Consider the following 24,377-nt stretch of genomic DNA (forward strand, 5'->3'; position numbering starts at 1 on the left):
CGAGATGCATCGGGGCCGGAGGCGGGACCACTGCCAACCCGGCTCCATCCCGCACGGCAGCCAAAGCCCGGCACCACGAGTCTTCCCGGACGGCAACCGAGCCCCGGCAACCCGAGTCTTCTTTCCGCGCGCCAGCCGAAGCCCGGTCACCCAAGGGCAGCGTGAAACCGCGGTCACCGGACCCCGCCATCCAGCCCAGCCACCGCGGCGCCCCGCCACGCTGTCTTTCAGGTCGGCCGGGAGCGGTGATCAGCCACAGCGCACGTCCCCGGCCGAGAACCTTTCGGCCCGCACCCCCTACTCGACCGCCAAAGGCGGCCGACTGAAACCAGAGAGCGAACCGAGCAGATGGCTGAGCCGGATGGCGGGGCCGGCGACCGCGGTTCCACGTTGCCTGGGGCTGACGGGCTGTGGCCGGGGTGCGTGACGCCCGAGATTTGCGTTGTCCGAGGGGTTTTGGGGACTCGGTGACGAACATCCATCGGGTAACGCACCCAGGGCAGCCCCTGGGGGCCCGGGATCGCAGGCCGGCGATCACCTTGAGCACCCGTCAACCACGCGCGCCCCGCCGAAACGGTCGAACCGTGCTCAAGGTCGACCGGTCAGCCCACCCTGAGCACCCGCCAGCCATTGTTCGGCCGCGTACGTGGTTGAGCCGTGCCCAACGTCGTACCGGCTCAAGGCGAGGTGGGTGGTGGCACCGTGGGCCTGGCGCAATCACGATTCCCTGAACCGGTTTGGGGAGGATGCGGCCGGTCGCAGGGGTGGTCTGGGGAGGATTCACCGCCCGAATGCGTCCGGGATCCGCCCCGAACCGGTTTGGGGAGGATCCGGCCCCCGGCCAGGGGTGAGGGGAACGCGGGGGCCTGCTCGCTGGTTCCGGGTGGGGGTAGGGCTCGCTGAGGTCGCCGTACTGGCCGTGCTTGACGCGACCCCGAACCGGCGGCCAGATGGGTTGCCCCTCGAGCTGGGGGGTTGCCCCACGAGAATCTCAGGGGGCAACCCCCTCTCTCGTGGGGCGCCCACTCGGGTGGGGGGTTGCCCGTCGAGGTGGGGGGTTGCCGCGGGTGATTAGCGGGGGAGGGTTGAGTCCCGGATGACGAGTTCGGGAACGATGAGGACTCGTTGTGGTGGGCGGCGGCGGCCTTCGGTGAGACGGGCGACCATCTGCTCGACGGCGGTGCGGCCGACGACGGGTTTCGGCGGGCGGATCGCGGTCAGGGCTGGCTCGACGAGGTGGGCGATCTCGTCGTCGTAGGAGACCAGGGCGAGGTCGCCAGGAATGCTGATGCCCTGTTCGGCGCAGTACTGGGCGACCGCCATCGCGTCGGGGTCGGAGTGCACGACGAGGGCGGTCATGCCGGCCGAACGGCAGCGGTCGAGGACGTGCGCGACGATGTCGCGGTGGCGGGGCTGGTCCATGTTCACCGACTCGCGGATCACCAGGTCGGGCGAGATGCCGAGGTCCTGGCAGACCATGGCCCACCCGGCGGCGAGGTGTGCGGAGGTCGGACTGCCCTTTGACAGCAGCAGCGCGAGATTGCGGTGGCCTTGGGCATACAGGTGCCGTACGGCGATCTCGACGCCGAGCGCGTGGTCGCTGCGGACCCATTCGACCTGGTGCTGGGTCGGTGTCCAGCGCGGTGGTTGCCGCTCGACGAGGATCACCGGCACCGGGAGCTTGGAGATCCAGTCGATCATCTCGCCGACGTCCTCGCCCTCCAGATTCGGCGCGAGCAGCAGGCCTTGGACCTGTTGGGCCTCGATCAGCCGGATGATCTGCCGGCGATCCTCGGCCCAGTCGTAACTCGAGCCGCGCAGCTGGATCGCGACGCCCAGGGCGGCGGCCGCCGAGCGGGCTCCGCCGACGATCGGCGGCCAGTAGTAGTCGAGTGACGGCACGACCATGCCGATGGTGAACCGAGGCGTGGCCGCGGTACGGCGCCGTGCCACCGGTGCGAGCTCGGTCGGGAGCGTCGCGCCGCCGTGCACCTTGGTCAGCAGGTTCTGGGCGGCCAGCGCGGAGATGTCGCGCCGGATGGTCAGTTCGCTGACGCCGAGCAGTTCCGCGAGCTCGCGGACCCGGACCGAGCCGTGCCGGCGTAGTTCGTCCATCACCCGCTCGTGGCGCTGGACCCCGAACAACCGATCCTCTGACACCCGCCTCACCCCGATGTTCGAGTCTGAATGTTTCCGATCAAGCCTGTACGAGCCGTAGAGGAGCTGAACACTCTGGTCATCTCATGTTCACATGACAGCAACGGTAACCGCTTACCGCCGTGAGGCGCTGGTCGTCATGGATCGCGAGGTGTTCGCTGCGCATTTCGACGAGACCCGGCTCGAGCGGCTGACCTCCTTGGTGGCGCCGATCTGGACCGACGAACTCGACTCGCCGCAAGCGCGGGAACGGCTGGCGACCGCCGAGCTGCTCGTCACCTCCTGGGGCGCGCCGCGGCTGACAGCCGAGCGGCTGGCCGCAGCACCCCGGCTGCAAGCGGTCTTCCACGCGGCCGGGAGCATCCGATCGGTCGCCGACCACAGCCTGTGGAGTCGCGACCTCGTCATCACCAGCGCCGCCGACGCGAACGCCGTCCCGGTCGCCGAGTACACGTTGGCCGCCGTCATCTTCGCCGGGAAGAAAGCGCCGTTCCTCGCGGCCGATGCCAGTACGGCGTACCAGGGCTGGTCCCGCCCGCAGGGCTTCGGGGACCTCTCGAACTTCCGGCGCACGATCGGGGTCGTCGGCTTCTCGCGGATCGGCCGCCGGGTCGTGGACCTGCTGCAGACCCTGGAGGGCGCGACCGTCCTGGTCGCCGACCCGCATGCCGACCCGGCCGCCGTGGCGGCCGCCGGCGCACGTCTCGTGGATCTCGGCGAGCTGCTGTCCCAGGTCGACGTACTCACCTTGCACGCGCCGGAGCTCCCCAGCACGCGGCAGATGATCGGCGCGGCCGAGCTCGCGCAGCTGCCGGATCACGCGACGGTGGTCAATACAGCGCGGGGGAGCCTGGTCGACTCCGCGGCGCTGGCGGCCGAGTGCCGCACCGGCCGGCTGTTCGCGATCCTCGACGTCACCGACCCCGAGCCGCTGCCGGTCGAGTCCCCGCTGCGCGCCGTCCGGAACGTGATGGTCACCCCGCACATTGCCGGTTCGCTCGGCACTGAGATTCACCGCCTCACCGATCACATGCTCGCCGAGCTCACCCGCTGGGTGGCCGGTGAACCCGTCCACGGCCGGATCACGGCCGACGCTTTCCCACTGACTGCCTGAAGGAGATCGTTGTGAGGCGACACCTCGTCACCACCCTGGCCGGCGCGGCAGCGCTGGCGCTGCTCACGGCCTGCGGAGGCGGCTCACCGGAGCCGGCCGCCGACGGGCCGCAGACCATCAAGGTCGCGCTCTGGAACTACGCCACCACGCCGGAGTTCAAGGCGATCATCGACGGCTTCCAGGCGGCCAACCCCGAGATCAAGGTCGAGCCGGTGGACATCCTCGCCGACGACTACGCCGAGAAGGTCACCACGATGCTCGCCGGTGGTGACACCACCGACGTACTGACGATGAAGAACGTCATCGACTACTCGCGGTTCGGGACGCGCGGACAACTGCTGCCGCTCACCGATCAGGCGGGCAAGCTCGACCCCGCGAAGTACTCGGGGCTGAAGGCCTACGACCTGGACGGCAAGTACTTCGCGCTGCCCTACCGGCAGGACTTCTGGGTGCTCTACTACAACAAGACCCTGCTGAAGCAGGCCGGTGTGCCCGAGTCCAAGCTGCAGAACCTGAGCTGGGCCGACTACGCCACCTTGGCCAAGAGTCTGACCAAGGGCGACGGAGCAAACAAGGTGTACGGCGCCTACCAGCACACCTGGCGCTCGATCGTGCAGGCGACGTCCGCGGCGCAGACCGGCGGCAACCTGCTAGGTGGCGACTACAACTTCATGAAGGACCAGTACGCGATGACGCTGGGGTTGCAGCAGGACGGCGCGCTGTTGCCGTGGGCAACTGCGTCCAGCCAGAAGGTCTCCTACAACACGATGTTCTCCACCGGCAAGGCCGCGTTGCTGCCGATGGGCACCTGGTACGCCGCGACCCTGCTGGCCGACGCGAAGGCGGGCAAGACGAAGGTCGAGTGGGGCGTGGCGCCGCTGCCGCAGCGCGCCGCCGACGGGAAGGTGACCAGCTTCGGTTCGCCGACCGCGTTTGCCGTAAACAAGAAGTCCAAGCACGCCGAGGCCGCGAAGAAGTTCGTCGAATGGGCGTCGAGCGAGGCCGGTGCGACTGCAGTGGCCAAGGCGGGTGTGACGCCGTCGCTGCAGAGCCAGCAGATCCTCGACACGTACTTCGCGCTGCCGGGCGTGCCGAGCGATGCGGTGGCCAAGAAGGCGTTCAAGCCGGACAAGGTCGTACTGGAGATGCCGATCAGCGACAAGTCCTCCGACGTCGACCAGATCCTGACCGAGGAGCACGAGCTGATCATGACCGGGCAGAAGTCGCTCGATGACGGCCTGGCCGAGATGTCCAAGCGGGTCAAGAACGAGGTCGGCTGAGCTGTGACCACCACCCGCAGCCGGACCTGGGTCGGCTGGAGTTTCATCCTGCCGAACTTCCTCGGGTTCGCCGCGCTCACGCTGGTTCCGGTGATCGCCTCGCTCGCGTTGTCCTTCCTGGACTGGGATTCGTACAGCACACCGCGCTGGGTCGGGCTGGACAACTTCGAGCGGATGATCCACAACGACAACTTCTGGACCGCCCTGGGCAATACGGCGTACTACGCGGTGGGGCACGTGCCGCTGACACTGGCTGCCGCGCTGGGGTTCGCCGTACTGCTGAACCAGAAGCTGAAGGGTGTGCGGTTCTTCCGGACCGCACTGTTCTTCCCCTACATCACCTCGCTGGTCGCGGTGGCGGTCGTCTGGAACATGTTGCTCAGCCCGGAGCAGGGCCCGGTGAACCAGTTCCTGCGGGCGATCGGCATCGACCAGCCGCCGGGGTGGACCACCTCGACGACGTGGGCGATGCCGGCCGTCATCGTGGCGAGTGTCTGGCGTGACCTCGGCTACTACCTGATCCTCTACCTGGCTGGGTTGCAGACGATTCCGGCCGAGCTCTACGAGGCGGCCCAGGTGGACGGGGCGACCGGCTGGCAACGGTTCCGGTACATCACCGTGCCGGGGCTGCGGCCGACCACGTTCTTCGTGCTGATCATGCTGACGATCTCGAGTTTCAAGGTGTTCGACCTGATCCAGGTGATGACCGAGGGCGGTCCGGGCCGGGCCACGCTGGTGCTGTCCCAGGTGATCTACCGCGAGGGCATCGTGCAAGGCCGGTTCGGCTACTCGTCCGCGGTGTCGATGGTGCTGTTCGTCATCGTGCTGACCATCACCGTCGTCCAGTTCCGCCTGCAACGAAGGAGCGAGGCATGACGGCATCGGTACGGCGGGGGCTCGCCTACGTGCTGCTGGTCGCGCTCTCGGTGGCGGTGCTGGTGCCGTTCGCCTGGATGGTGTCGTCGTCGCTGAAGCTCGACGCCGAGGTCTTCTCGGTGCCGGTGCGCTGGATCCCGGCCGAGTTCCACTGGAGCAACTTCGCGACCATCTGGGAGCGGATCCCGCTGCTCACCTACCTGCGGAACTCGGTCTTCCTCAGCATCACGATCACCGCGTTGCAGGTGCTGACCGGCAGTTTCGCGGCGTACGGGTTCGCCAAGGTGCGGTTCCCGGGCCGGGACGTGCTGTTCCTGGCCTACATCGCGACGATCGCGGTGCCGTGGCAGGCGTACATGGTGCCGCAGTACGTGATCATGCAGAAGGCGGGTCTGGTGAACACGCACCTGTCGCTGATCCTGCTGCAGGCGTTCAGCGCCTTCGGGGTGTTCCTGATGCGCCAGTACTACCTGACGATTCCCGACGAGCTGAGCGAGGCCGCGCGACTCGACGGGTTGAACGAGTACGGCATCTGGGCCCGGATCATCCTGCCGTTGTCGAAGCCGGCACTGGCGAGCCTGGCTCTGCTCACCTTCGTCAACACGTGGAACGACTACATGGGCCCGTTCATCTACCTGACCGACAACAGGTTGTGGACGATCCAGCTCGGCCTGCGCTCGTTCGTCGGCCTGTACGACGCCGAGTACGCGATGATCATGACCGGCTCGGTGCTGTCGGTGCTGCCTATCCTGGTGATCTTCCTGCTCGGCCAGAAGTACTTCGTGCGCGGTATCGCGACGAGCGGGCTGAAGTGATGACGTCGCCGTTGGCGCGGGTGAATGTCCGGGCGGATCTCTGGGAGACGCTGTGGTCGTTCGCGCACCGGGTCCTCGCCGTCAACCTGCTGCTGGCGCTGGCCGGTGCACCTTTGATGCTGGCGCTCGGCGCGGTCGCCGAGCCGTGGCGCTATCCCGTGTTCTTCGGCGTGCTGGCCTTACCGTTGGCACCGGCGGTCGCGGCTGCCTTCGCGTACTACGCCGACGAAGACCCGCGTCCGCCGTTGACGAGGTTGTTCCGCCTGATGCGGTCGCGCGCTCGGCGTTCGCTGCTGATCGCGGTCGTCGCGGGCGGCCTGATCGGCGTACTGGTCACGGACATCAAGGTGCTGGCGAAGTCGCTCCCGGCCGCGGTGCCGCTGCTCGCCGTGTTGCTGCTGCTGGTTGCTGTCGGCGCATTCAACGCTCTCGCTCTGGTTGGAACGCCTGTGCGGCTGGCGGTCTACAGCGGGGTACGGGGGTGGGCGCTGAGTCTGTTGTCACTTGGCGTCCTTGGCACGGTGGCGGTGATTGTCAGTCAGGCGCCGCTGGTGGGGCTGGCGACCTTACCGGGATGCGCCCTGTGGGTCGTGCACACGAACACTCAAGCCCAGCTCGCTCGAATTGTGAGGAGAACCGGATGAAACTGTTCAGACCACTTGCTGTGCTCGCCGCCGCCCTGGCCGTGCTCAGCACGACCGCGGTCGCTGCGCCGGCCGCACCGGCGTACGACTCGTTCCGCCCCGGCAGCGAGTGGAAAGACACGAACGGTCAAGTGATCCAGGCGCACGGTGGACAGGTCGTGCCGTCGACCGATCACCGCGGCCGGCGGATCTGGTACTGGTACGGCGAGGACCGCAGCAAGGGGTACTTCGACAGCCCGGGCGTGCATCTCTATTCGTCGTACGACCTCTATAACTGGAAGGACGAAGGGCTCGCGCTGCGGGCGATGAGCTCACCGGACCAGTTCGAGAACGACGCGTACTTCAGCAAGCTGTACAAGAAGTACAGCCCCGCGCAGAAGGACGTCGTCTGGCGGGACCTGTCGACCAACAGCGTCCGCACGGACGGCTGGGCCCGGCCGTCGATCCTCGAGCGGCCGAAGGTGATCTACAACCAGGCCACCCGCAAATGGATCATGTGGGTGCACTCCGACGGACCGTCCTCACCGACCAGTACGTCGACGTACGCGCGAGCCGAGGCCGGAGTCGCGATCGCCGATTCGCCGAAGGGCCCGTTCCGCTGGATCGATTCGTACCGGCTGAACCGCGTGCCGAGTGATTCGGTGCCGTGGTGCGGTACGTCGTCCGCGTTCGACCCGGCCGGTGGGATGGCGCGGGACATGAGCCTGTTCGTGGATGACGACGGCAAGGCCTACATCATCTACTCGTCCGAAGAGAACCGGACGATGTACATCTCGAAGCTCAACCGTGACTACACCTACCTGTCCGCGCGGCCCGAGAACGCCGTACAGGGCAAGGACTTCGTCCGCACGCTGGCCTGCAACCAGCGCGAGGCGCCCGCGATGTTCAAGTCCGAGGGCCGGTACTACCTGGTGACGTCCGGGGCCACGGGCTGGGACCCGAACCCGGCGCGCTACGCGACCTCCAGCACGATCCTCGGCCAGTACGCCGACCAGGGCAATCCGATCACCGGACCAGGTGCCGCGAACACCTACCGGTCGCAGAGCACCAACGTGATCCCGATCGATGCCAAACGCAACAAGTTCGTCTTCATGGGTGACCGCTGGACCCCGAACGATCTCGCGAACGCGCCGTACGTCTGGATGCCGATGTCCTTCGGCGAAGGCGGCAGCCTGTCGATCGGCCCGGACCAGGAGTGGAAGCTGGACGACCTGCAGCCCTACCGCCGCTGGACCGTCGAGACGCCGCTACCGGAAAGCGTCCAACTCGGCGACACAAGCAAGCTGCCCACCAAGGTCCAGGTCCGCACGGGCTCGCGGGTCACATCCGTCGGCGTGACCTGGGACGCCACCAGCGTGGCCAAACCGGGGACGGCCAGCCTGCGCGGCACCCTCGCGGACGGCCGCACCTTCACCCGCTCGATCGTCGTCGTACCGCAAGGCCTGCGGTACGCCGTCAACGCCGGTGGCATCGCCACCACGGACTGGCAGGTGCTCACGCGGGCCGGCTCGCTGCTGAACTCGAGCCCCGAACAACCCCTCGGCACCGACCCGGTCACCGGCCAGACCTGGGGCTACACCGGCGACAGCGCACCGGCCGGCCCGGCGAACGGCGACCTCTACAGCACCCTGCGCTACGCCAAGAACCACGAGCCCCTCGTCTACACCTTCGGCGGTCTCACCCCCGGCACCTACACCGTCCACGCCGGCTACTTCGACCCCTGGCCCTGGGCCAACCGCGCCGCCCAGGTCACGATCAACGGCACCGTCGTCGACCAGCAACGCCTCTTCACCGCCACCAACGAAGCCGCCGCCTACGACGGCGTCGCAGTAGGCGCCGACGGCAAGATCACCGTCACGATCGCCCCAACCCGCTCACCCGACATCCAGGTCAGCTGGCTGATGGTCAGCGCAAGCGGCGCCGCGGGGTAGGCGCGCTGGCCGGGCTCGGTACGCCAAGCCGGCCGAGGTACTGCTCGAGCGTGAACGCAGCCATGCCGAGTGCGACCGGGTTGCCCGGGACGGCGGAGGCCTCGACGACGAGGCCGGCCATCGACCCGGGCAACACGTGCGTGGGGAGCTCGTCGCGGACTGCTGGGATGAGCCACTGGCCGATGGCGGATGAGGTCCAGCCGGTGAGGGTCAGGTGCGGGATGTTGAGGAGGTTGACCAGGTCGGCGAGGGCGGCGGCCAGATAGTGCGCGGTACGGCGGGCCAGTTCGGTCAGCTCGGGGTCGTCGGCGGCCAGCCCCTGGGCGACTGCGTCGACGAAACCGCGTTGCAGCGGCTGCTTCAGCGCGGAGTGGTTGGGGGCGATCTCGGCCAGGGTCATCTCGAGGCCGTGGACGCCGAGGTAGGCCTCGACGCAGCCGCGTCGTCCGCAGCGGCACGGGCGGCCGTCCAGTTGCAGGAGGGTGTGGCCCCACTCGCCGGCGTTGTTGGTGGCGCCGCGAATGAGCGTGCCCTCGATCGCGAGTCCGGCGCCGACGCCGGTACCGAGGTTGACCACGGCCATCGTGTCAGTGACGCGGCCGACGCCGAACCACATCTCCGCCAGCGTGATCGCCTTCAGCGGATTGTCGACGTACACGGAGATGCCTAGCCGGTTCTCCAGCAGCTCCTCGATCCGGACGTCGTGCCACTGCCAGTTCGGCGCGAACACCGAGACTCCGGCATCCGGCTGCACCTGGCCCGGCATGCTGACGCCGACGCCGATCAGCTCCGTCCGGCCGGAATCGACGGTCGCCAGTGCGTTCTCCGTGGCGGTGACGATGCCGTCCACGACGTACGCCGGGTCGTTCTTGTGCTCGTCGAGGGCGATCGCGCTGTGCCCGAGCGGGCCGAGTCCCAGGTCGAACACAGTCGCGTCGACGTAGGTCTCGGCGACATCGACACCGACGATCCGCCCGCGATCCGGGTCGATGCTGAGACGCTCGTACGGGCGTCCGACGGTACGGCGTTCCACGGTCGCGATCCGCAGTACGCCGGCCGCCAGGAACTCGTTGACCAGCGTCGCCACCGTGGCCGTGCTCAGCCCGGTGTGCCGGGTGAGCTCCTGGCGCGTCGACGGGCCGAGCGTGAACAACGCATGGAGAACCTCGAACCGGTTCTCGTTGCGCAGGTCATGGGAGGTCTGTCGTGGCACCAAATCCCCCTTAATCCGTCGGTTGCTCCAGCCGTAGCGTACGCAGTTCAGCTGCTCCAGCGCAGTCAACACCGCGGAGCAGCAAGGTGAGACCCGCCCAACCAGGCGGGATCCAGAGCCGGTCGGGGTCCCCGCCCGAGAACGCGGGCCGGTCACCCAGCCAGACCCGGCCGATGCACTCACCGCCGGACCAACCGGTCACTCGCAGTTGGCTGCCCTCGAACCTCAGCACGTAGCCGGCGTCCGACGCAGGCAGGTCCACGTCGAGCCAAGCCTCCTCGCCGGCTGCGAGTTCGAGCGGCAGCTCCACAGCGAGGCCCGGGCTGGAGGAGACCGCGAAGGCGGTCAGCAGCTCGTCGTCCTGGGCAGTGCAGGACCACCCGGTCACCGGAGTCAGCGTCAGGAGGTCGGCGCCGAGACCAGGACGGCTCGCGTCGTGCGGCAGCGTCACGGCGACCTGCGACGACCCGGCCGGCAGGAGGACCCACGGGTTCTCTGCAAAGACAGTGACCGGGTCCGCGCTGTCGATCCGGACGAACACAGGCTCGTCGAGGCCACGCAGCAGCAGCGCCGCAGGCGTGGGGGAGTGGACCAGCCGGGTGTACGTGACTCGCTCGCCACCTCGCGTACTGCTCCACCCGCCGAGCGGCCGAACCGGCGCCGGCTGCCCAGCCCAGTGACCGCTCACCGTCCACAACGCCGTCACGTCCCGAACCACCGTGACCTTCCAAACCGAGCCGAGACCGCGCAGAGCACCGAGCCGCAACGCAGGCAGCCGGGTGTCGTCGAAATTCGCGTGCCCCCAGATCTCGACGGTCGCCTCGATCGGGACCGGCCCGGTCAGCTCGCGGACGTCGATCCGCCGCGGCGCACCGAACGTCACGAACGACGGCCGGACCACACCGCCGATCGTGAGGTCGACGATGTCGGCGGCTCCGGCCACGAGCAGCTGGTCGACACCGGTGAGATCCGTCGTCGCGCTGTACGTGCCGCGCCCGCGATAGACACCGAGCGATTCGAGCGTCGGCGGCATTTCGTAGTCACCGGACACGGCAACCGGCGCCTCGCCCGACCGACGTCGTACCGAGGTCACGGTTGTCGCCGCGCCCACCTCATCGACCTGCTGGACTGCAGCCGGGGGAAGCACGACAAGCGAAAGGTCCGCAACGGTCGCTGTCGAGCCGACCGGCACCACGACCGTGGTGTCGTCGATGACGACGGTCACCGGTACGGCGGACGAGAACACCAGCTCGCCGTCCGTGACACCAACCAGATCCGCCGAAGCAACAGTGAGCGTGTGCGAGCCCACCGGCAGCCCGACCGGCATCAGCGGACAAGCACCGGCCGCGACCTCCACCCGCACACCGGCGATCGTCGCGTGCCCATCGACCAGGCCGAGATTCGGTACGGCGATCACCTGCCCGCCACCGCTCAGTTCCAGCGCACCGAACACCGAGCTGGTCGGGAAGTCGGTCAGCACCTCAACAGCCGGCGTGGCCACGGCCGGTCGCGGACCCAGTACGTCGATCACCCGCGCCAGAACCTGCGCTTCGGCGTACTCGGGCCGTTCCTGACCAGTCGGCGACACATACCCGCCGAAGTCGTACCAGTGACTCATGAAGTTGCCCGGGTCACCCCAGTTCCCCGTCGACGGCGTGTAGCCGAAGTTCCAGCCGGACGACTGCAGGTACGGCGCGATCAGCGTGGCACCGGAGACCAGCAACCGCCGCAATGTCCGGTGCCGACGGTTCGTCTCGGTCACCAGCAGCGGGAGGTCGCGCTCGGCCAGCAGATCGTGATAGCGCCGTACCTCGGCCTCGATGTGCGGGGAGTCGTCGTCGGGATAGAAGTTGCAAGCCGGTACGACGCCCGCCATGTCACCGGTGGCGCCGAACAAGTCACCCTGTCCCGCGCAAGCGATCAACGGGACCGTGATCCCGTGCCCGATCGCCAGGTCCCGCAAGGCGGTCAGGTAGCCCGGGCGGTCGGTGCAGTCGAAGAAGTCGAGCTCGTTCTCCAGCTGAACCATGATGACCGGCGAGTCCTGCCGCTCGGCCAGGATCGGCATGACCTGATCGAACCAGGCCGCGACCTGCGCGAGGAACCGCGGCTCGTTCTGCCGAACCTGGAGCTCAGGGTCGAGCCCCAGCCAAGCCGGCAGCGCACCGCCGTCCCACTCGGAACAGATGTAAGGACCGGGCCGCGCGATCACCGACAATCCGGCTGCGGCCGCCAGGTCCAGGAACGCCGCGACATCGCGACGCCCCTCGAAGTCCCAACGCCCGGGAGCGAGCTCGTGGAAGTTCCACGGCAGGTAGACGTCCACGCAGGTGTAGCCGGACTCGCGGACCTGGTCGAGCCGGGCGCGCCACTGCTCCCGCGGGAGCCGGAAGTAGAACAGCGACGCACACAACTGGACCCCGCTCACTTGACCCCCGCGCTGCCGCCGCTGATGTCCATCTCGTACAGGTACTTCTGGCCGAGGTAGTAGACCAGGATCATCGGCAGCGTGAGCAGGATCGACCCGACCATCACCAGGTTCCAGGGCGGGGCCTGCAGGGCTTGCGACGTACTGGTGATGTACTGCACGCCAAGTGCAAGCGGCATCTTGGACTCGTCGTTGAGGTAGATCAACGGTCCCATGAAGTCACCCCAGGTAGCGGTCAGGGTGAAGATGCCGATCGCGATCAGCACCGGGGCGAGCATCGGCAACATGATCCGGCGGTAGATCCCGAAGAACCCGAGACCGTCCACCATCGCCGCCTCGTCGATCTCGCTCGGCAGCCGGGACACGAACTGCCGGACCAGGAAGACGTTGAAGGCGTTGGAGAAGAAGTTCGGCACGATCAGCGGCAGGAACGTGTTCACCCAGCCGAGCTCCTTGAACAGGATGAACTGCGGGATCATCGTGATCTGCCCCGGGATCATCATCGTCGCGATGACGATCAGGAACAGCGCGTTCTTGCCCGGCGCCCGCAACCGCGCGAACGCATAGCCGACCAGGCCGCTGGACAGCACCTGCCCGGCCACCGCACCGACCGAGATGATCACCGAGTTCAGCAGGAAGCGCTGCATCGGCAACTCGGTCCCGAAGACGCGGGTGAAGTTCTCCCAGTGGAACTCGCGCGGGATGATCGTGAACCCGTTGGCGTTGACCGTCTGGTCGCTGGCCAGCGCGATCGAGACCACGAAGACCAGTGGCACCGACAGTACGGCGGACACCACGATCAGCGTGGCGTAGCTGAAAGGCGTCGCGCGGAATGCACGGACCGACATCTACCGGACCTCCGTCTCGTAGAACACCCAGCGCCGTGCGCTCCGGAACGCGACCAGGGTGAAGACCATGATCACGGCGAAGAGCAACCACGACAGCGCGGACGCATAGCCCAAGTGGTAGAAGGAGAACGCCTGGTCGAACAGCAGCGGAACCATCGTCTGGCTGGCGTTGTTCGGCCCGCCCTTGGTCAGGATGTAGACCTGGGAGAACACCTGGAACGCGCCGATCAGCCCCATGATCAGGTTGAAGAAGATGATCGGCGTCAGCTGCGGCACCGTGATACTCCAGAACTGCCGGATCGAGCTCGCCCCGTCCACCTCGGCCGCCTCGTACAACTCCCGCGGGATACCCTTCATTGCCGCCAGCAACAACACGGTCGCGCCGCCCGCACCCCACACTGACAGCAGGATCAGCGCTGGTTTCACCCAGACCGCTTCCAGCAACCACGACGGGCCGGGGATACCGACCACGCCGAGCAGGTCGTTCAGCGGACCGGACGGCGCGAGCACCATCTTGAAGATCATCGCGGTCGCGACCAGCGGGACCAGTGTCGGCAGGTAGATCAGCGTCCGGAGCAGCTTGCGCATCCGGACCTGCTTGTTCAGCAGGTTCGCCAGCCACAGGCCGAGCACGAGACCGAGCGGGACCGAGATCGCGGCGTAGTAGAACGTGTTCCACAACGCCTTCCAGAACACCGGATCGTCGGTGAGCAGGCGCCGGTAGTTGTCCAGGCCCACCCACTTCGGGGGTGTGAAGGAGTCCCAGTCGGTCAGCGAGAAGTAGATCGAGGCAACCATCGGGCCGAGCAGGAACACCACGAACCCGATGATCCAGGGCGAGGCGAACAGGTAGAACCAGAGCGCCTCCCGGCGGCGCAGCTTCGACTGTTTCGGCACGGGTGCCTACCCCGCCGGCTTGACGACCGACTCGAGCTTCGCCTGTACGGCGGTCAGCGCGCTCCGGGCGTCGGTCTTGCCCAGCCAGAAGTCGGCCAGCCCGTCGTCGAAGGCCTTCTGCATCTCGTTCCAGGCCGGGATGAACGGCGCCCGGTAGATGAAGTCACTCGACTCGCCGAACACCTTCATGTTCACCGGCTTGGTCATCCAGGACGGCTTCAGGAACGCGTCACTCTTCTGCACCTCGACGGCAGCCGGCACGTCCTCACCGGTGGCGATGATCTGCTGCTGAGCTGGCGGCGAGGTGAGGAACTCGATCGCCTTGAACGCGGCATCGGGGTTCTTGACGGTCCGGGAGATGGCCAGGCCACTACCGAACGCCGTCACCGCCTGCTGCTTACCCCGCCACAGCGGTGCGATGTCCCAGTCGATCGTGGCCTTGGACAGACCGTTGATCGCCCAGAAACCGGTCGTGTTGACGGCGACCTTGCCGCTGGCGAACGCCGCATCGCCACCGACGTCGGCGCCCATGTCGGCGTACTGCTTCTGGTTCGGTACGACGCCGTGCTTCGTGACCAGGTCACCGGCCCACTGCAGCGCCTCGATCACCTCGTCGGTGGCGACCGCGGGCTTACCCGCGTCGTCGATGATCTTGCCGCCGTTCTGATAGACGAAGCTCCACCACTGCGCCCACCAGCCGGCACCGGAGTAGCCCCACTGCTTACCAGGCACAGTGAGTTCCTTGAACGCGCTGAGTGCGTCGTCCCAGGTCCAGTCGGCGGTCGGGGCCTTGATGCCCTTCGCTTCGAACAGCTTCTTGTTGTAGTACACGATCATCGCGCCGGAGCGGTCCGGGATCGCGTAGACCTTGTCCTGGTAGCTGTAGATCTTGCCGATCGCACCGAACCGCTGGGTGAGATCGAGGTTCGCCTTCTTCGCCAGGTCGTCGAGCGGCAGCAGCTGGTTCTTGCTGGAGTAGACGTTGACGTTCTCGGCCACCTGCATGATGTCCGGGCCCTTGCCGCCCGCGATCATCGTCTGCACCTTCTGCGCGTAGCCGTCGCTCGGGATCAGCTGCAGCTTCACCTTCAGCTCCGGGTACTTCGCGACCAGCAGATCGATCCGCTTCTGGTACGTCGCCTTGTCGTTCTCGCCGCCCCAGACCGTCATCACGAGTTCGGCGGCCGCGTCACCACCACCGGACGGCTTGTCGCTGTCCGCACCACAGGCGGTCAGCGTGATCATGCCCGCGGAGAGTCCCAGCCCGAGGAAACCCCGTCGCGAGAGACCCCCGTTCGACGTCGATGTCATCGCCGTGCCTCCTTCTGATCAGGGGTTGAGGTGGGGGTTAAACTAACCGTCAGAAAAACCCTTGCCAAGACCTCGTTCGAGATCCGGCTGAATCGTGACCGAATGCCTGTTAGCGTGAACAACTCACTACCCCAAGGAGTTTTCATGCCGATCGAGTCAGCAGCGGGCAGAGTGCGGTGGACGAGCGGGGCGGTCGAGCTCCTCCTCCTGGCCGACGACACCGCGCCGGTCCGGATCAGCTCGTTACGACCGGCCGAGGTGCAGCCGCCGAGCGAAGACCTCGCGGTCAACCTGGTCGAACTGAACCTGACAGGTCACGGCCGGATTCATCAGCCGCCCGGCACCCGGCACCGCACTTACGCGGCGGCCGACGGCCTCCGGCTGGTCGACGTCGCCGAGGAGAAGAATGCTGCGGGCAACGAAGTCCTGGTGGTCCGGCAGGCATCCAGCGACCTCGAGGTGGTGAGCCGGATCGAGAGCTGGGCCGGTACGTCGGTGCTGCGCGCAACGACCGAGGTGATCAACCGAGGCATCGGCGAACTCACCCTGGCCTACCTCTCGTCACTCGCGCTGGCGGGATTCGGAGGCGGGTTGCGAGCGGGCACCCGGATCCATCAAGCGCGGAACTCGTGGTGCGCGGAGTTGCGCTGGCAGGTGCTGAGCCCCGAGCAGGCCGGCCTGGTGAGCATCCTGGGGTCGGGTGACCCGAAGGACCGGTTCGCCGCCACCAGCCTCGGCAGTTGGTCGAGCGCCGAGCTGTTGCCAATGGGTGCCATTGAGACCGATGAGCTGACCTGGACCTGGCAGATCGAACATCAGGGTGCGTGGCTCTGGGAGCTCGGTGGGCTGAAGGAGGATCTGTATCTGCAGGTGTCCGGTCCTACCGACGGCGAGCACCAATGGCGCCAACGCCTGGCGCCGGGGGAGTCGTTCACCACGGTCCCGGTCGCCGTCGCGGTAACCCGCGGTGGCCTCGACGACGGGTTGCGCGCACTCACGTCGTACCGGCGGGCGATGCGGCGACCGCAGGCGGACCACAGCAAGCTGCCGGTGATCTTCAACGATTACATGAACTGTCTGTGGGGCGACCCGACCGCCGACAAGCTCAGTCCGCTGATCGCGGCCGCGGCTGAGGCCGGTGCGGAGTACTTCGTGATCGACGCCGGCTGGTACTCCGACGACTCGGGCTGGTGGGACACGGTCGGGGCGTGGGAACCGTCGAAGGTCCGCTTCCCCGATGGTCTCGGTGTGACGATCAAGGAGATCCAGGACGCCGGCCTGGTGCCGGGGTTGTGGCTGGAGCCCGAGGTGGTCGGTGTGCGGAGTGAGATCGCCGAGCAACTCCCGCCCGACGCGTTCTTCTGGCGCGACGGCCGCCGGATCGCGGAGACCGGCCGCTACCACCTCGACTTCCGGTCGGCGGCTGTCCGCAAGCGGATGGATGCAGTGGTCGACGGTCTGATCGCGCAGTACGGGATCGGTTACTTCAAGTTCGACTACAACATCAACCTGCCCGGCACCGATGCTCTCGGTGAGGCTCCCGGGGCTGGGTTGCTAGGTCACAATCGTGCATACCTGTCCTGGCTCGACGACCTGCTGGATCGGCATCCCGGGCTCGTTCTGGAGAGCTGCGCATCCGGAGGCATGCGACTCGATTACGCGATGCTCGAACGGATGACACTGCACTCGACCAGCGACCAGGTCGAACTGCTCGCGTATGCGCCGATCGCCGCTGCCGCGCCGAGTGCCGTCACCCCCGAGCAAGGTGCGGTGTGGGCGTATCCGCGGCCGGTGCACACGCCGGAAGAAGCGTCGTTCGCGTTGGTGAACGCACTGCTGGGCCGGATCCATCTGTCCGGTCGACCCGACGAAATGGACGCAGAGCAACGGATTCGGGTCGCTGCGGCAGTCTCGACGTACAAGGAGTATCGCTCTCTGATCGCGCAGGCCGAGCCGTTCTGGCCACTCGGTCTTCCCGGCTGGTACGACGACCAGATCGCGCTGGCGCTCGTTGCCGACGGCACCGCGCTGCTGGCGGTTTGGCATCGGGGCGAGGGTGCCACGACTGTCGACGTACCGCTGCCTGGGGCTTGGCGAACCGCCGAGGTGCTGTTCCCGGCTGATCTGCCGACCACCCTCGATCTGACGGGCGATCGGCTCGGTGTCGGCCTGCCTGCCGGTCCGGCGGCACGCCTCATCCGTCTGCAGCACTGACCCTGTCGAGGACTTGACCAATACCACTGTGAGCGCCAACATGTGAGCGCTAACAGTCCGCCTGCGTGTCCCCGGAAGGGAAAGTTGTGATGAAGAGGTTCTTGGCCACCGTGAGTGGCGCCCTGCTGGTGCTCGGTCTTGCGGCCTGTGGTGGTGAGGGAGCGGGTGGCAGTACCGACACCGCGAGTCAGCAGCCGAAGGATCTGACCATCGGGGTGTCGATGCCGACGCAGACGTCGGAGCGCTGGATCGCCGACGGCAAGGCCGTGAAGGAGAAGCTGGAGGCGAAGGGGTACAAGGTCGACCTGCAGTACGCGAACGACGACATCCCGACGCAGTCCCAGCAGGTCGACCAGATGATCACCCAGGGCGCCGACGTCCTGGTCGTCGCGGCGATCGACGGCACCGCGCTGAGCGGCCAGCTGCAGGCGGCCGCCGACAAGAAGATCCCGGTGATCGCCTACGACCGGTTGATCCGCGGCAGCCAGAACGTCGACTTCTACGTCAGCTTCGACAACCACAAGGTGGGCGTCGCGCAGGGCAAGGCACTGCTGCGCGGGCTGGGCCTGGAGAACGCGGACGGCTCGAAGGGGTCCAAGAAGGGCCCGTTCAACATCGAGCTGTTCGCCGGATCGCTCGACGACAACAACACGCACTTCTTCTTCCAGGGCGCCGAGGACACGCTGAAGCCGTACCTCGCCGACGGCTCGCTGGTCATCAAGTCCAAGCAGACCAAGATGGAGCAGGTCGCGACCCTGCGCTGGCAGCAGGAGGCCGCGCAGAAGCGGATGGAAGACCTGCTGACCTCGAGCTACAACGACGGTGCCAAGGTCGCGGGCGTGCTCTCGCCGTACGACGGCATCTCGCGCGGCATCATCACCGCGCTGCAGAACGCGGGCTACGGTACGGCGGCCAACCCGATCCCGGCGATCACCGGCCAGGACGCGGAGATCGCGTCGGTCAAGCTGATCGCGGACGGTGTCCAGAGCTCCACGATCTTCAAGGACACCCGGCTGCTCGCCGACCAGGCCGTCAACGCGGCGGAGGCGTTCCTGCAGAAGAAGACGCCTGAGGCCAACGACTCCAAGTCGTACGACAACGGCGTCAAGGTGGTCCCGGCGTACCTGCTGCCGATCCAGACGGTCTTCAAGGACGACATCACGAAGGCGCTGGTCGACTCCGGCTACTACACGGCCGCCGAGGTGGCCGCCGGTCAAGCCAAGTGACCGACGATGTCCTGCTGGAGATGCGGGGGATCACCAAGAGTTTCCCCGGCGTCAAGGCGCTCGAGGAGGTGTCCCTCGCCGTCCGGCGAGGGGAGATCCACGCGATCTGCGGTGAGAACGGCGCCGGCAAGTCGACCCTGATGAAGGTGCTGTCGGGCGTCTATCCCAGCGGCACCTACGACGGTGAGATCAGGTTCGACGGGAAGCCCGTGCACTTCGCGGGCATCCGGGACAGCGAAGCCGCCGGCATCGTCATCATCCATCAGGAGCTGGCGCTCGTTCCGTACCTGTCGATCGCGGAGAACATCTTTCTCGGCAACGAACGGCGCGGACGCGGCGGGCTGATCGACTGGAACAAGACGAACGCCGATGCCCAGGAGCTGCTGGCATCGGTGGGGTTGCACGAGAACCCGGTCTCGCCGGTGATCCAGCTCGGTGTCGGCAAGCAACAGCTGGTCGAGATCGCGAAGGCGATGGCCAAGGACGTCCGGCTGCTGATTCTCGACGAGCCGACCGCCGCCTTGAACGACGTGGACTCGGCGCATCTGCTCGACCTGCTCCGGCGGCTGCGCGACCGCGGTGTCACCTGCATCATGATCTCGCACAAGCTGAGCGAGATCACCGCGATCGCCGACACCACGACGGTGATCCGGGACGGCCGTACGGTCGAGACCCTCGACATCCGTTCCGGGGAGGTGACCCAGGAGCGGATCATCCGGGGCATGGTCGGCCGCGACCTGGAAAGCTTCTACCCGGAGCGAGTCTCCGAGCCCGGGGCCGAGGTGCTCCGGATCGAGGACTGGACGGCGTGGCATCCGGTGCAGCACCGCAAGGTCGTCGACGGCGCGACGCTCGACGTACGGGCCGGTGAGGTTGTCGGTATCGCCGGCCTGATGGGCGCCGGGCGGACCGAGCTCGCGATGAGCGTCTTCGGACGCTCGTACGGACGCAACATCAGCGGCCGGCTCTTCGTGCACGGAAACGAGGTGCGGGCCCGGACGGTGGCCGAGGCGATCGAGCACGGGATCGCCTACGCCACCGAGGATCGCAAGCGGTACGGGCTGAACCTGATCGCCGACGTCCGGGCCAATGTCTCGGCCGCGGGCCTCGGCAAACTGGCCCGGGCCGGCTGGGTCAACGGCAACGAGGAGATCAAGGTCGCCGAGGCCGGCCGGCGCGACCTGAACATCAAGACCCGCACCGTGATGGACACCGTCGGCACCTTGTCCGGCGGTAACCAGCAGAAGGTCGTGCTGGCGAAATGGCTGTTCACCGATCCCGACGTACTGATCCTCGACGAACCGACGCGGGGGATCGACGTCGGCGCGAAGTACGAGATCTACACGATCGTCAACGCCCTGGTCGCCCAGGGCAAGGCGGTGATCATCATCTCGTCGGAGCTGCCGGAACTGCTCGGGATGTGCGACCGGATCTACACGCTGTCGGCCGGCCGGATCACCGGTCAGGTGCCGGTCGGCGAGGCAACACAGGAAAACCTCATGGCGCTGATGACCATGGAGAAGGAGCTCGCGGGATGACCAGCATCAAACCTTCGGCGCCGACGGACGATGCCGCGGCGGACAGCGCCCCGGCCGCCGCCCTGCACGTCGGTTCCAGTGATCCGCGCACGCTGATCATGCGCAACCTGCGGCAGAGCGGGATCTATGTCGCCTTCGTCGCCATCGTGGCGCTGTTCGCGATCCTCACCGACGGTGTGCTGCTCAGCCCGGGCAACCTGACCAACATCGTGCTGCAGTACTCCTACATCCTGGTGCTCGCGATCGGCATGGTGATCCTGATCATCGCCGGCCATATCGACCTGTCGGTCGGTTCGATCGTCGCGCTGACGGGCGCGGTGTCCGCCGTACTGGTCATCCAGAACGGGCAGCCGTGGTGGATCGGCATGGTCGCGGCCATGGCAGTGGGTACGGCGGTCGGTGCCTGGCACGGCTTCTGGGTCGCCTACATCGGGATGCCGGCGTTCATCGTCACGCTGGCCGGCATGCTGCTGTTCCGCGGTCTGACCCTGCAGGTGCTGGACAACGTCTCGCTGTCGCCGTTCCCGGCCGAGTACCAGAAGGTGGCCAGCGGCTTCCTGAACGGCCTCCTCGGCGGCCAGGGGTACGACGCCTTCACCCTGCTGATCGCCGCTCTCGCGGTCGGCGGCTATGCGGTCAGCGTGTTCCGCACCCGGCTGGCCCGGATCCGGTACCAGCAGCCCGTCGAGTCGTTCCCGCTGTTCGTCGCCCGGGTGCTGCTGGTGGCAGCAGTCGTCATGTACTTCGCCTGGCAGCTCGCCCATGCCCGCGGACTCCCGATCGTGCTGATCATTCTGGCCGTCCTCGTGATCGCCTACGGCCTGATGACCAAGGACACCGTCTTCGGCCGCCAGGTCTACGCGATCGGCGGCAACCTGTCCGCCGCGATGTTGTCCGGTGTGAAGGTCCGCAAGGTCAACTTCTGGATCTTCGTCAACATGGGCTTCCTGGCCGGTGTCGCGGGCACCATCTACTCGTCCCGCTCCAACGGCGCCCAGCCCGCGGCCGGCAACATGTTCGAGCTCGATGCGATCGCAGCAGCCTTCATCGGCGGCGCAGCAGTCGCCGGCGGCGTCGGCACGGTCGTCGGTGCCGTGGTCGGTGGTCTGATCATGGCCGTGATGAGCAACGGCATGCAGCTGATGGGCGTCGAGCAGTCCACCCAGTCCGTCGTGAAGGGCCTCGTGCTGCTCCTGGCCGTTGCCTTCGACATCTACAACAAGCGCCGGGCGGGCAACGCTCGATGACCACTCTGGGACCAGCTGCTCCGCGACGGACCCCGTACGTCGCTCCGTTGCCGCTGAGCGCGGCACGACTCGACCCCGGTTCGTTGCTGGGCAGCTGGCAGGAGCTGAACGCGGCTGCGACGATTCCGCACTGCCTGGACAACATCCGGCGTACCGGCGTGCTCGAGAACTTCAGCCGGCTCACCGAGGACGTTCCGCCGGGCAAGTTCGTGGGATTCTGGTTCGCGGACTCCGATCTCTACAAGACACTTGAAGCGATCGGCTGGGAGATGGGCCGCAGCGGCACCGACCAGTGGGCCGAGGTCCTGCCCGAGGTGGCGGATCTCCTCGAGAGCGTGCAGGAATCCGACGGCTACCTCAACTCCTACGTGCAGGGGACCCCTGACCAGGAACGCTTCGGTCGGCTGGAACACAGTCACGAGCTGTACTGCGCCGGTCATCTCCTGCAAGCCGCCGTGGCCCTGCATCGTGGCGCCGGCGACGAGCGCATCCTCGCGATCGCGCGCCGCATGGCCGACCTGATCATCAAGGTGCCGCTGATCGACGGGCACCCCGAGGTGGAGACCGCGTTGGTCGAGCTCTACCGCGAAACGGGCGACGAGTCCTACCTGCGCGCGGCCGAACTGCAGATTGAGCGCCGTGGGCAACGAACCCTGACCGGCGGGTTCGGTCCGCAGTACTACCAGGATCATTTGCCGGTGCGCGAGGCGACCGAGGCCATCGGGCATTCGGTGCGGCAGCTGTATCTGGCCGCGGGAGTCACCGACCTGTACCTGGAGAACGGTGATGATTCGCTGCTGAGCGCGATGGAACAGCTGTGGGACAGCGCCTTCGGCAGCAAGATGTACCTCACCGGCGGACATGGTTCCCGGCACCGGGACGAGGCGTACGGCGATCCCTATGAGCTGCCGCCGGACCGCGCGTACGCCGAGACCTGCGCGTCGATCGCTGCCCTGCAATGGTGCTGGCGCATGCTGCTGGCGACCGGCCAGGCCCGGTACGCCGAGGAGATGGAGCGTGCGCTCCTCAATGCCATCGCCGCCTCGATGGCGACGAGCGGCACAGCGTTCTTCTACTCCAACCCGCTGCAGCTCCGCACCGGCCACGACGGCTCGAGCGAGGACGCGCCCAGCGAGCGGCTGCCGTGGTACGACTGCGCTTGCTGCCCGCCGAACCTGGCCCGCCTACTCGCTTCGCTGCACGGCTACGCGGCGACGACCGATGCCTCCGGACTCCAGTTGCACCTGCTCACCGCGGGCACGTTCAGCACGGACACACTGACCGCAGTCGTCGAGACTGGCTATCCCTGGGACGGCGACGTTGTAGTGACCGTCAGCGGGCAAGGCGAGCTGGCGATCCGGGTCCCCACCTGGGCAACCGAGGCCAGTGTCGCCGTGACCAACGCCGAGGTACTCGCCGCGCCGGTCGCCGGTGCGTACCTGCGAGTGGCTTGTCAGGACGGCGCGACAGTCCGACTCACCCTGCCGATGACTCCCCGCCTGATCCGCGCCGACGACCGCGTCGACGCGGTCCGCGGCTGCGTGGCGATCGCCCGCGGACCACTCGTGTACTGCGTCGAGCAGGCCGACCTGCCCGACGGCGTACTGGTCGAGCAACTGCGCCTCGACGCCACGGCACCTATCACCGAAGAACACACACCCAACTCCGTGAGACTCCGCCTCTCCGCCATCGCCAAACCGCTCGAAACCGAGCTGTACAAGCCTTATCAGCCGGATTCACAGGCCGGTACGCCGATCACCGTCACCGCGATTCCGTACCACGCCTGGGCCAATCGCGGCCCAGGTGCGATGCGCGTCTGGCTCCCGCTGGTCTAGCCGTTGTTGGCGCGACCGACGTACACGTTGCGGGCGCGGTAGTAGGTGTCGCCGGACGGACCCGACGAACCTGACGCGCCTTCCATCTGCAGGTTGATGATGAGGTTCATCGGCTTGCCGACGAAGTTGCTGCCGCGATGCTGACCGACCCAGGTGCCGTCGAGGTAGTAGTGGATCTCGACGTCCGTCGCGCTGACCTTGTTGATCCACGCCCGGTAGCCATGCCAGCCACCCGGGTTCGACACCGGCACGATGGTGTTCTCCCAGCCGCCGTCATAGGTGTTGAACCAGTTCCGGGCGTCACCCTTGAACTCGAGAATGTCACTCTCCGGCGGCCAACTGTTGACCCCGGTCAACCAGAACGCCGGCCAAGTACCACGACCGGAAGGCGCCTGGAACTCGCCCTTCACCTCCCACTGCGGGTACCGGTCGTTGACCACCACCTGAAGCTTCGAGTGGATCGCGCCCGCGTGGTAGTGGATCGGCAGGAACGGATCCTTGCTGCTCTTACCTTCGTCCCAGGTGATCCGTGATCCCTTGAGCACCAGTACGCCGCCCGACTCGAGGTACACGTGGTTGTGGTCGGTCCGGCTCGCGTACATCCGCGCAGTGCCGTTGTGGTCGGAACCCCACGGATAGAGGTAGTTCCAGCTCGCCTCCAACGCGGAGTAACTGGAAAAGCTATTGGCCGGCAGCGCGGTCTCCCAGGCCAGTTCCTGCGCGGCCGCGGGCGCGGCAACTGCCGCACCCGCGATCGTCGTTCCGGTGGCGAGCAGGAAGGTTCGTCGGTTGAGGGTCATGGG

At 67.1% G+C, this 24,377-nt stretch carries 18 protein-coding genes; 11 read left to right on the forward strand and 7 right to left on the reverse strand.

From position 1 onward, the window contains the following. Positions 1-1,071: 1,071 nt before the first annotated feature. On the reverse strand, positions 1,072-2,160 hold the full coding sequence (locus ABD231_RS37110) for a substrate-binding domain-containing protein (RefSeq protein WP_344163334.1): 1,089 nt from the start codon (positions 2,158-2,160) through the stop codon (positions 1,072-1,074). A 91-nt stretch (positions 2,161-2,251) separates the two neighbouring features. On the opposite strand from ABD231_RS37110, the gene ABD231_RS37115 reads away from it, so the two are divergent. The 6 genes from ABD231_RS37115 to ABD231_RS37140 are packed head-to-tail and all read left to right on the forward strand — an operon-like array spanning position 2,252 to position 8,817. Next, a complete protein-coding gene (locus ABD231_RS37115) occupies positions 2,252-3,271 on the forward strand; it encodes a hydroxyacid dehydrogenase (RefSeq protein WP_344163337.1) in 1,020 nt (339 codons plus the stop codon). 11 nt (positions 3,272-3,282) lie between these two features. Then, positions 3,283-4,551: an ABC transporter substrate-binding protein gene (locus ABD231_RS37120; protein WP_344163340.1), complete on the forward strand. Its 1,269-nt coding sequence runs from the start codon at positions 3,283-3,285 to the stop codon at positions 4,549-4,551. 3 nt (positions 4,552-4,554) lie between these two features. Beyond that, complete coding sequence (locus tag ABD231_RS37125; RefSeq protein ID WP_344163344.1) at positions 4,555-5,427, forward strand: carbohydrate ABC transporter permease; 873 nt, start codon at positions 4,555-4,557, stop codon at positions 5,425-5,427. Continuing rightward, positions 5,424-6,242: a carbohydrate ABC transporter permease gene (locus ABD231_RS37130; RefSeq protein WP_344163348.1), complete on the forward strand. Its 819-nt coding sequence runs from the start codon at positions 5,424-5,426 to the stop codon at positions 6,240-6,242. The genes ABD231_RS37125 and ABD231_RS37130 overlap by 4 nt, the downstream gene beginning before the upstream one ends. Continuing rightward, positions 6,242-6,886: a hypothetical protein gene (locus ABD231_RS37135; protein WP_344163351.1), complete on the forward strand. Its 645-nt coding sequence runs from the start codon at positions 6,242-6,244 to the stop codon at positions 6,884-6,886. Before ABD231_RS37130 ends, ABD231_RS37135 begins: the two co-directional genes overlap by 1 nt. Beyond that, entirely contained in the window at positions 6,883-8,817 is a 1,935-nt protein-coding gene (locus ABD231_RS37140) for a glycoside hydrolase family 43 protein (RefSeq protein WP_344163354.1), read from the forward strand. The genes ABD231_RS37135 and ABD231_RS37140 overlap by 4 nt, the downstream gene beginning before the upstream one ends. Here the strand turns inward: ABD231_RS37140 and ABD231_RS37145 are convergent. The 5 genes from ABD231_RS37145 to ABD231_RS37165 are packed head-to-tail and all read right to left on the reverse strand — an operon-like array spanning position 8,792 to position 15,514. Next, positions 8,792-10,030, reverse strand: a complete 1,239-nt coding sequence (locus tag ABD231_RS37145; protein WP_344163357.1) for an ROK family transcriptional regulator — start codon at positions 10,028-10,030, stop codon at positions 8,792-8,794. The genes ABD231_RS37140 and ABD231_RS37145 overlap by 26 nt on opposite strands. A gap of 10 nt (positions 10,031-10,040) precedes the next feature. Beyond that, entirely contained in the window at positions 10,041-12,458 is a 2,418-nt protein-coding gene (locus ABD231_RS37150) for a beta-galactosidase (RefSeq protein WP_344163360.1), read from the reverse strand. Beyond that, positions 12,455-13,306 carry a carbohydrate ABC transporter permease gene (locus ABD231_RS37155; protein WP_344163363.1) on the reverse strand — a complete coding sequence of 284 codons (852 nt, stop codon included), beginning with the start codon at positions 13,304-13,306 and terminating at the stop codon, positions 12,455-12,457. Before ABD231_RS37155 ends, ABD231_RS37150 begins: the two co-directional genes overlap by 4 nt. Next, positions 13,307-14,203 (reverse strand): carbohydrate ABC transporter permease, encoded by an 897-nt coding sequence (locus ABD231_RS37160; RefSeq protein ID WP_344163366.1) that lies wholly within the window; start codon positions 14,201-14,203, stop codon positions 13,307-13,309. A 6-nt stretch (positions 14,204-14,209) separates the two neighbouring features. After that, entirely contained in the window at positions 14,210-15,514 is a 1,305-nt protein-coding gene (locus ABD231_RS37165; RefSeq protein WP_344163369.1) for an ABC transporter substrate-binding protein, read from the reverse strand. A 144-nt stretch (positions 15,515-15,658) separates the two neighbouring features. On the opposite strand from ABD231_RS37165, the gene ABD231_RS37170 reads away from it, so the two are divergent. The 5 genes from ABD231_RS37170 (at position 15,659) to ABD231_RS37190 (ending at position 23,574) form a co-directional block, all read left to right on the forward strand. Continuing rightward, positions 15,659-17,728, forward strand: a complete 2,070-nt coding sequence (locus ABD231_RS37170; protein ID WP_344163372.1) for a glycoside hydrolase family 36 protein — start codon at positions 15,659-15,661, stop codon at positions 17,726-17,728. A gap of 89 nt (positions 17,729-17,817) precedes the next feature. Continuing rightward, on the forward strand, positions 17,818-18,954 hold the full coding sequence (chvE, locus tag ABD231_RS37175; RefSeq protein WP_344163375.1) for a multiple monosaccharide ABC transporter substrate-binding protein: 1,137 nt from the start codon (positions 17,818-17,820) through the stop codon (positions 18,952-18,954). Then, positions 18,951-20,492, forward strand: coding sequence for a multiple monosaccharide ABC transporter ATP-binding protein (gene mmsA / locus ABD231_RS37180; RefSeq protein WP_344163378.1), 1,542 nt, complete (start codon positions 18,951-18,953; stop codon positions 20,490-20,492). The genes chvE and mmsA overlap by 4 nt, the downstream gene beginning before the upstream one ends. Then, positions 20,489-21,739 carry a multiple monosaccharide ABC transporter permease gene (mmsB, locus tag ABD231_RS37185; RefSeq protein ID WP_344163381.1) on the forward strand — a complete coding sequence of 417 codons (1,251 nt, stop codon included), beginning with the start codon at positions 20,489-20,491 and terminating at the stop codon, positions 21,737-21,739. Before mmsA ends, mmsB begins: the two co-directional genes overlap by 4 nt. Next, positions 21,736-23,574, forward strand: coding sequence for a glycoside hydrolase family 127 protein (locus ABD231_RS37190; protein WP_344163384.1), 1,839 nt, complete (start codon positions 21,736-21,738; stop codon positions 23,572-23,574). The genes mmsB and ABD231_RS37190 overlap by 4 nt, the downstream gene beginning before the upstream one ends. Here ABD231_RS37190 and ABD231_RS37195 read toward each other — a convergent pair. Next, entirely contained in the window at positions 23,571-24,374 is an 804-nt protein-coding gene (locus ABD231_RS37195) for a hypothetical protein (protein ID WP_344163387.1), read from the reverse strand. The two genes, ABD231_RS37190 and ABD231_RS37195, sit on opposite strands and share 4 nt — an antisense overlap. Positions 24,375-24,377 lie beyond the last annotated feature (3 nt).

This window comes from Kribbella yunnanensis, assembly GCF_039529655.1.
GTDB lineage: Bacteria > Actinomycetota > Actinomycetes > Propionibacteriales > Kribbellaceae > Kribbella > Kribbella yunnanensis.

Coding starts and splice junctions, on each gene's coding strand:
- ABD231_RS37115 (WP_344163337.1), top strand. CDS start 2,252: ATGACAGCAACGGTAACCGCTTACCGCCGTGAGGCGCTGGTCGTCATG.
- ABD231_RS37130 (WP_344163348.1), top strand. CDS start 5,424: ATGACGGCATCGGTACGGCGGGGGCTCGCCTACGTGCTGCTGGTCGCG.
- ABD231_RS37135 (WP_344163351.1), top strand. CDS start 6,242: ATGACGTCGCCGTTGGCGCGGGTGAATGTCCGGGCGGATCTCTGGGAG.
- ABD231_RS37140 (WP_344163354.1), top strand. CDS start 6,883: ATGAAACTGTTCAGACCACTTGCTGTGCTCGCCGCCGCCCTGGCCGTG.
- ABD231_RS37155 (WP_344163363.1), bottom strand. CDS start 13,306: ATGTCGGTCCGTGCATTCCGCGCGACGCCTTTCAGCTACGCCACGCTG.
- ABD231_RS37165 (WP_344163369.1), bottom strand. CDS start 15,514: ATGACATCGACGTCGAACGGGGGTCTCTCGCGACGGGGTTTCCTCGGG.
- ABD231_RS37170 (WP_344163372.1), top strand. CDS start 15,659: ATGCCGATCGAGTCAGCAGCGGGCAGAGTGCGGTGGACGAGCGGGGCG.
- chvE (WP_344163375.1), top strand. CDS start 17,818: ATGAAGAGGTTCTTGGCCACCGTGAGTGGCGCCCTGCTGGTGCTCGGT.
- mmsB (WP_344163381.1), top strand. CDS start 20,489: ATGACCAGCATCAAACCTTCGGCGCCGACGGACGATGCCGCGGCGGAC.
- ABD231_RS37190 (WP_344163384.1), top strand. CDS start 21,736: ATGACCACTCTGGGACCAGCTGCTCCGCGACGGACCCCGTACGTCGCT.
- ABD231_RS37195 (WP_344163387.1), bottom strand. CDS start 24,374: ATGACCCTCAACCGACGAACCTTCCTGCTCGCCACCGGAACGACGATC.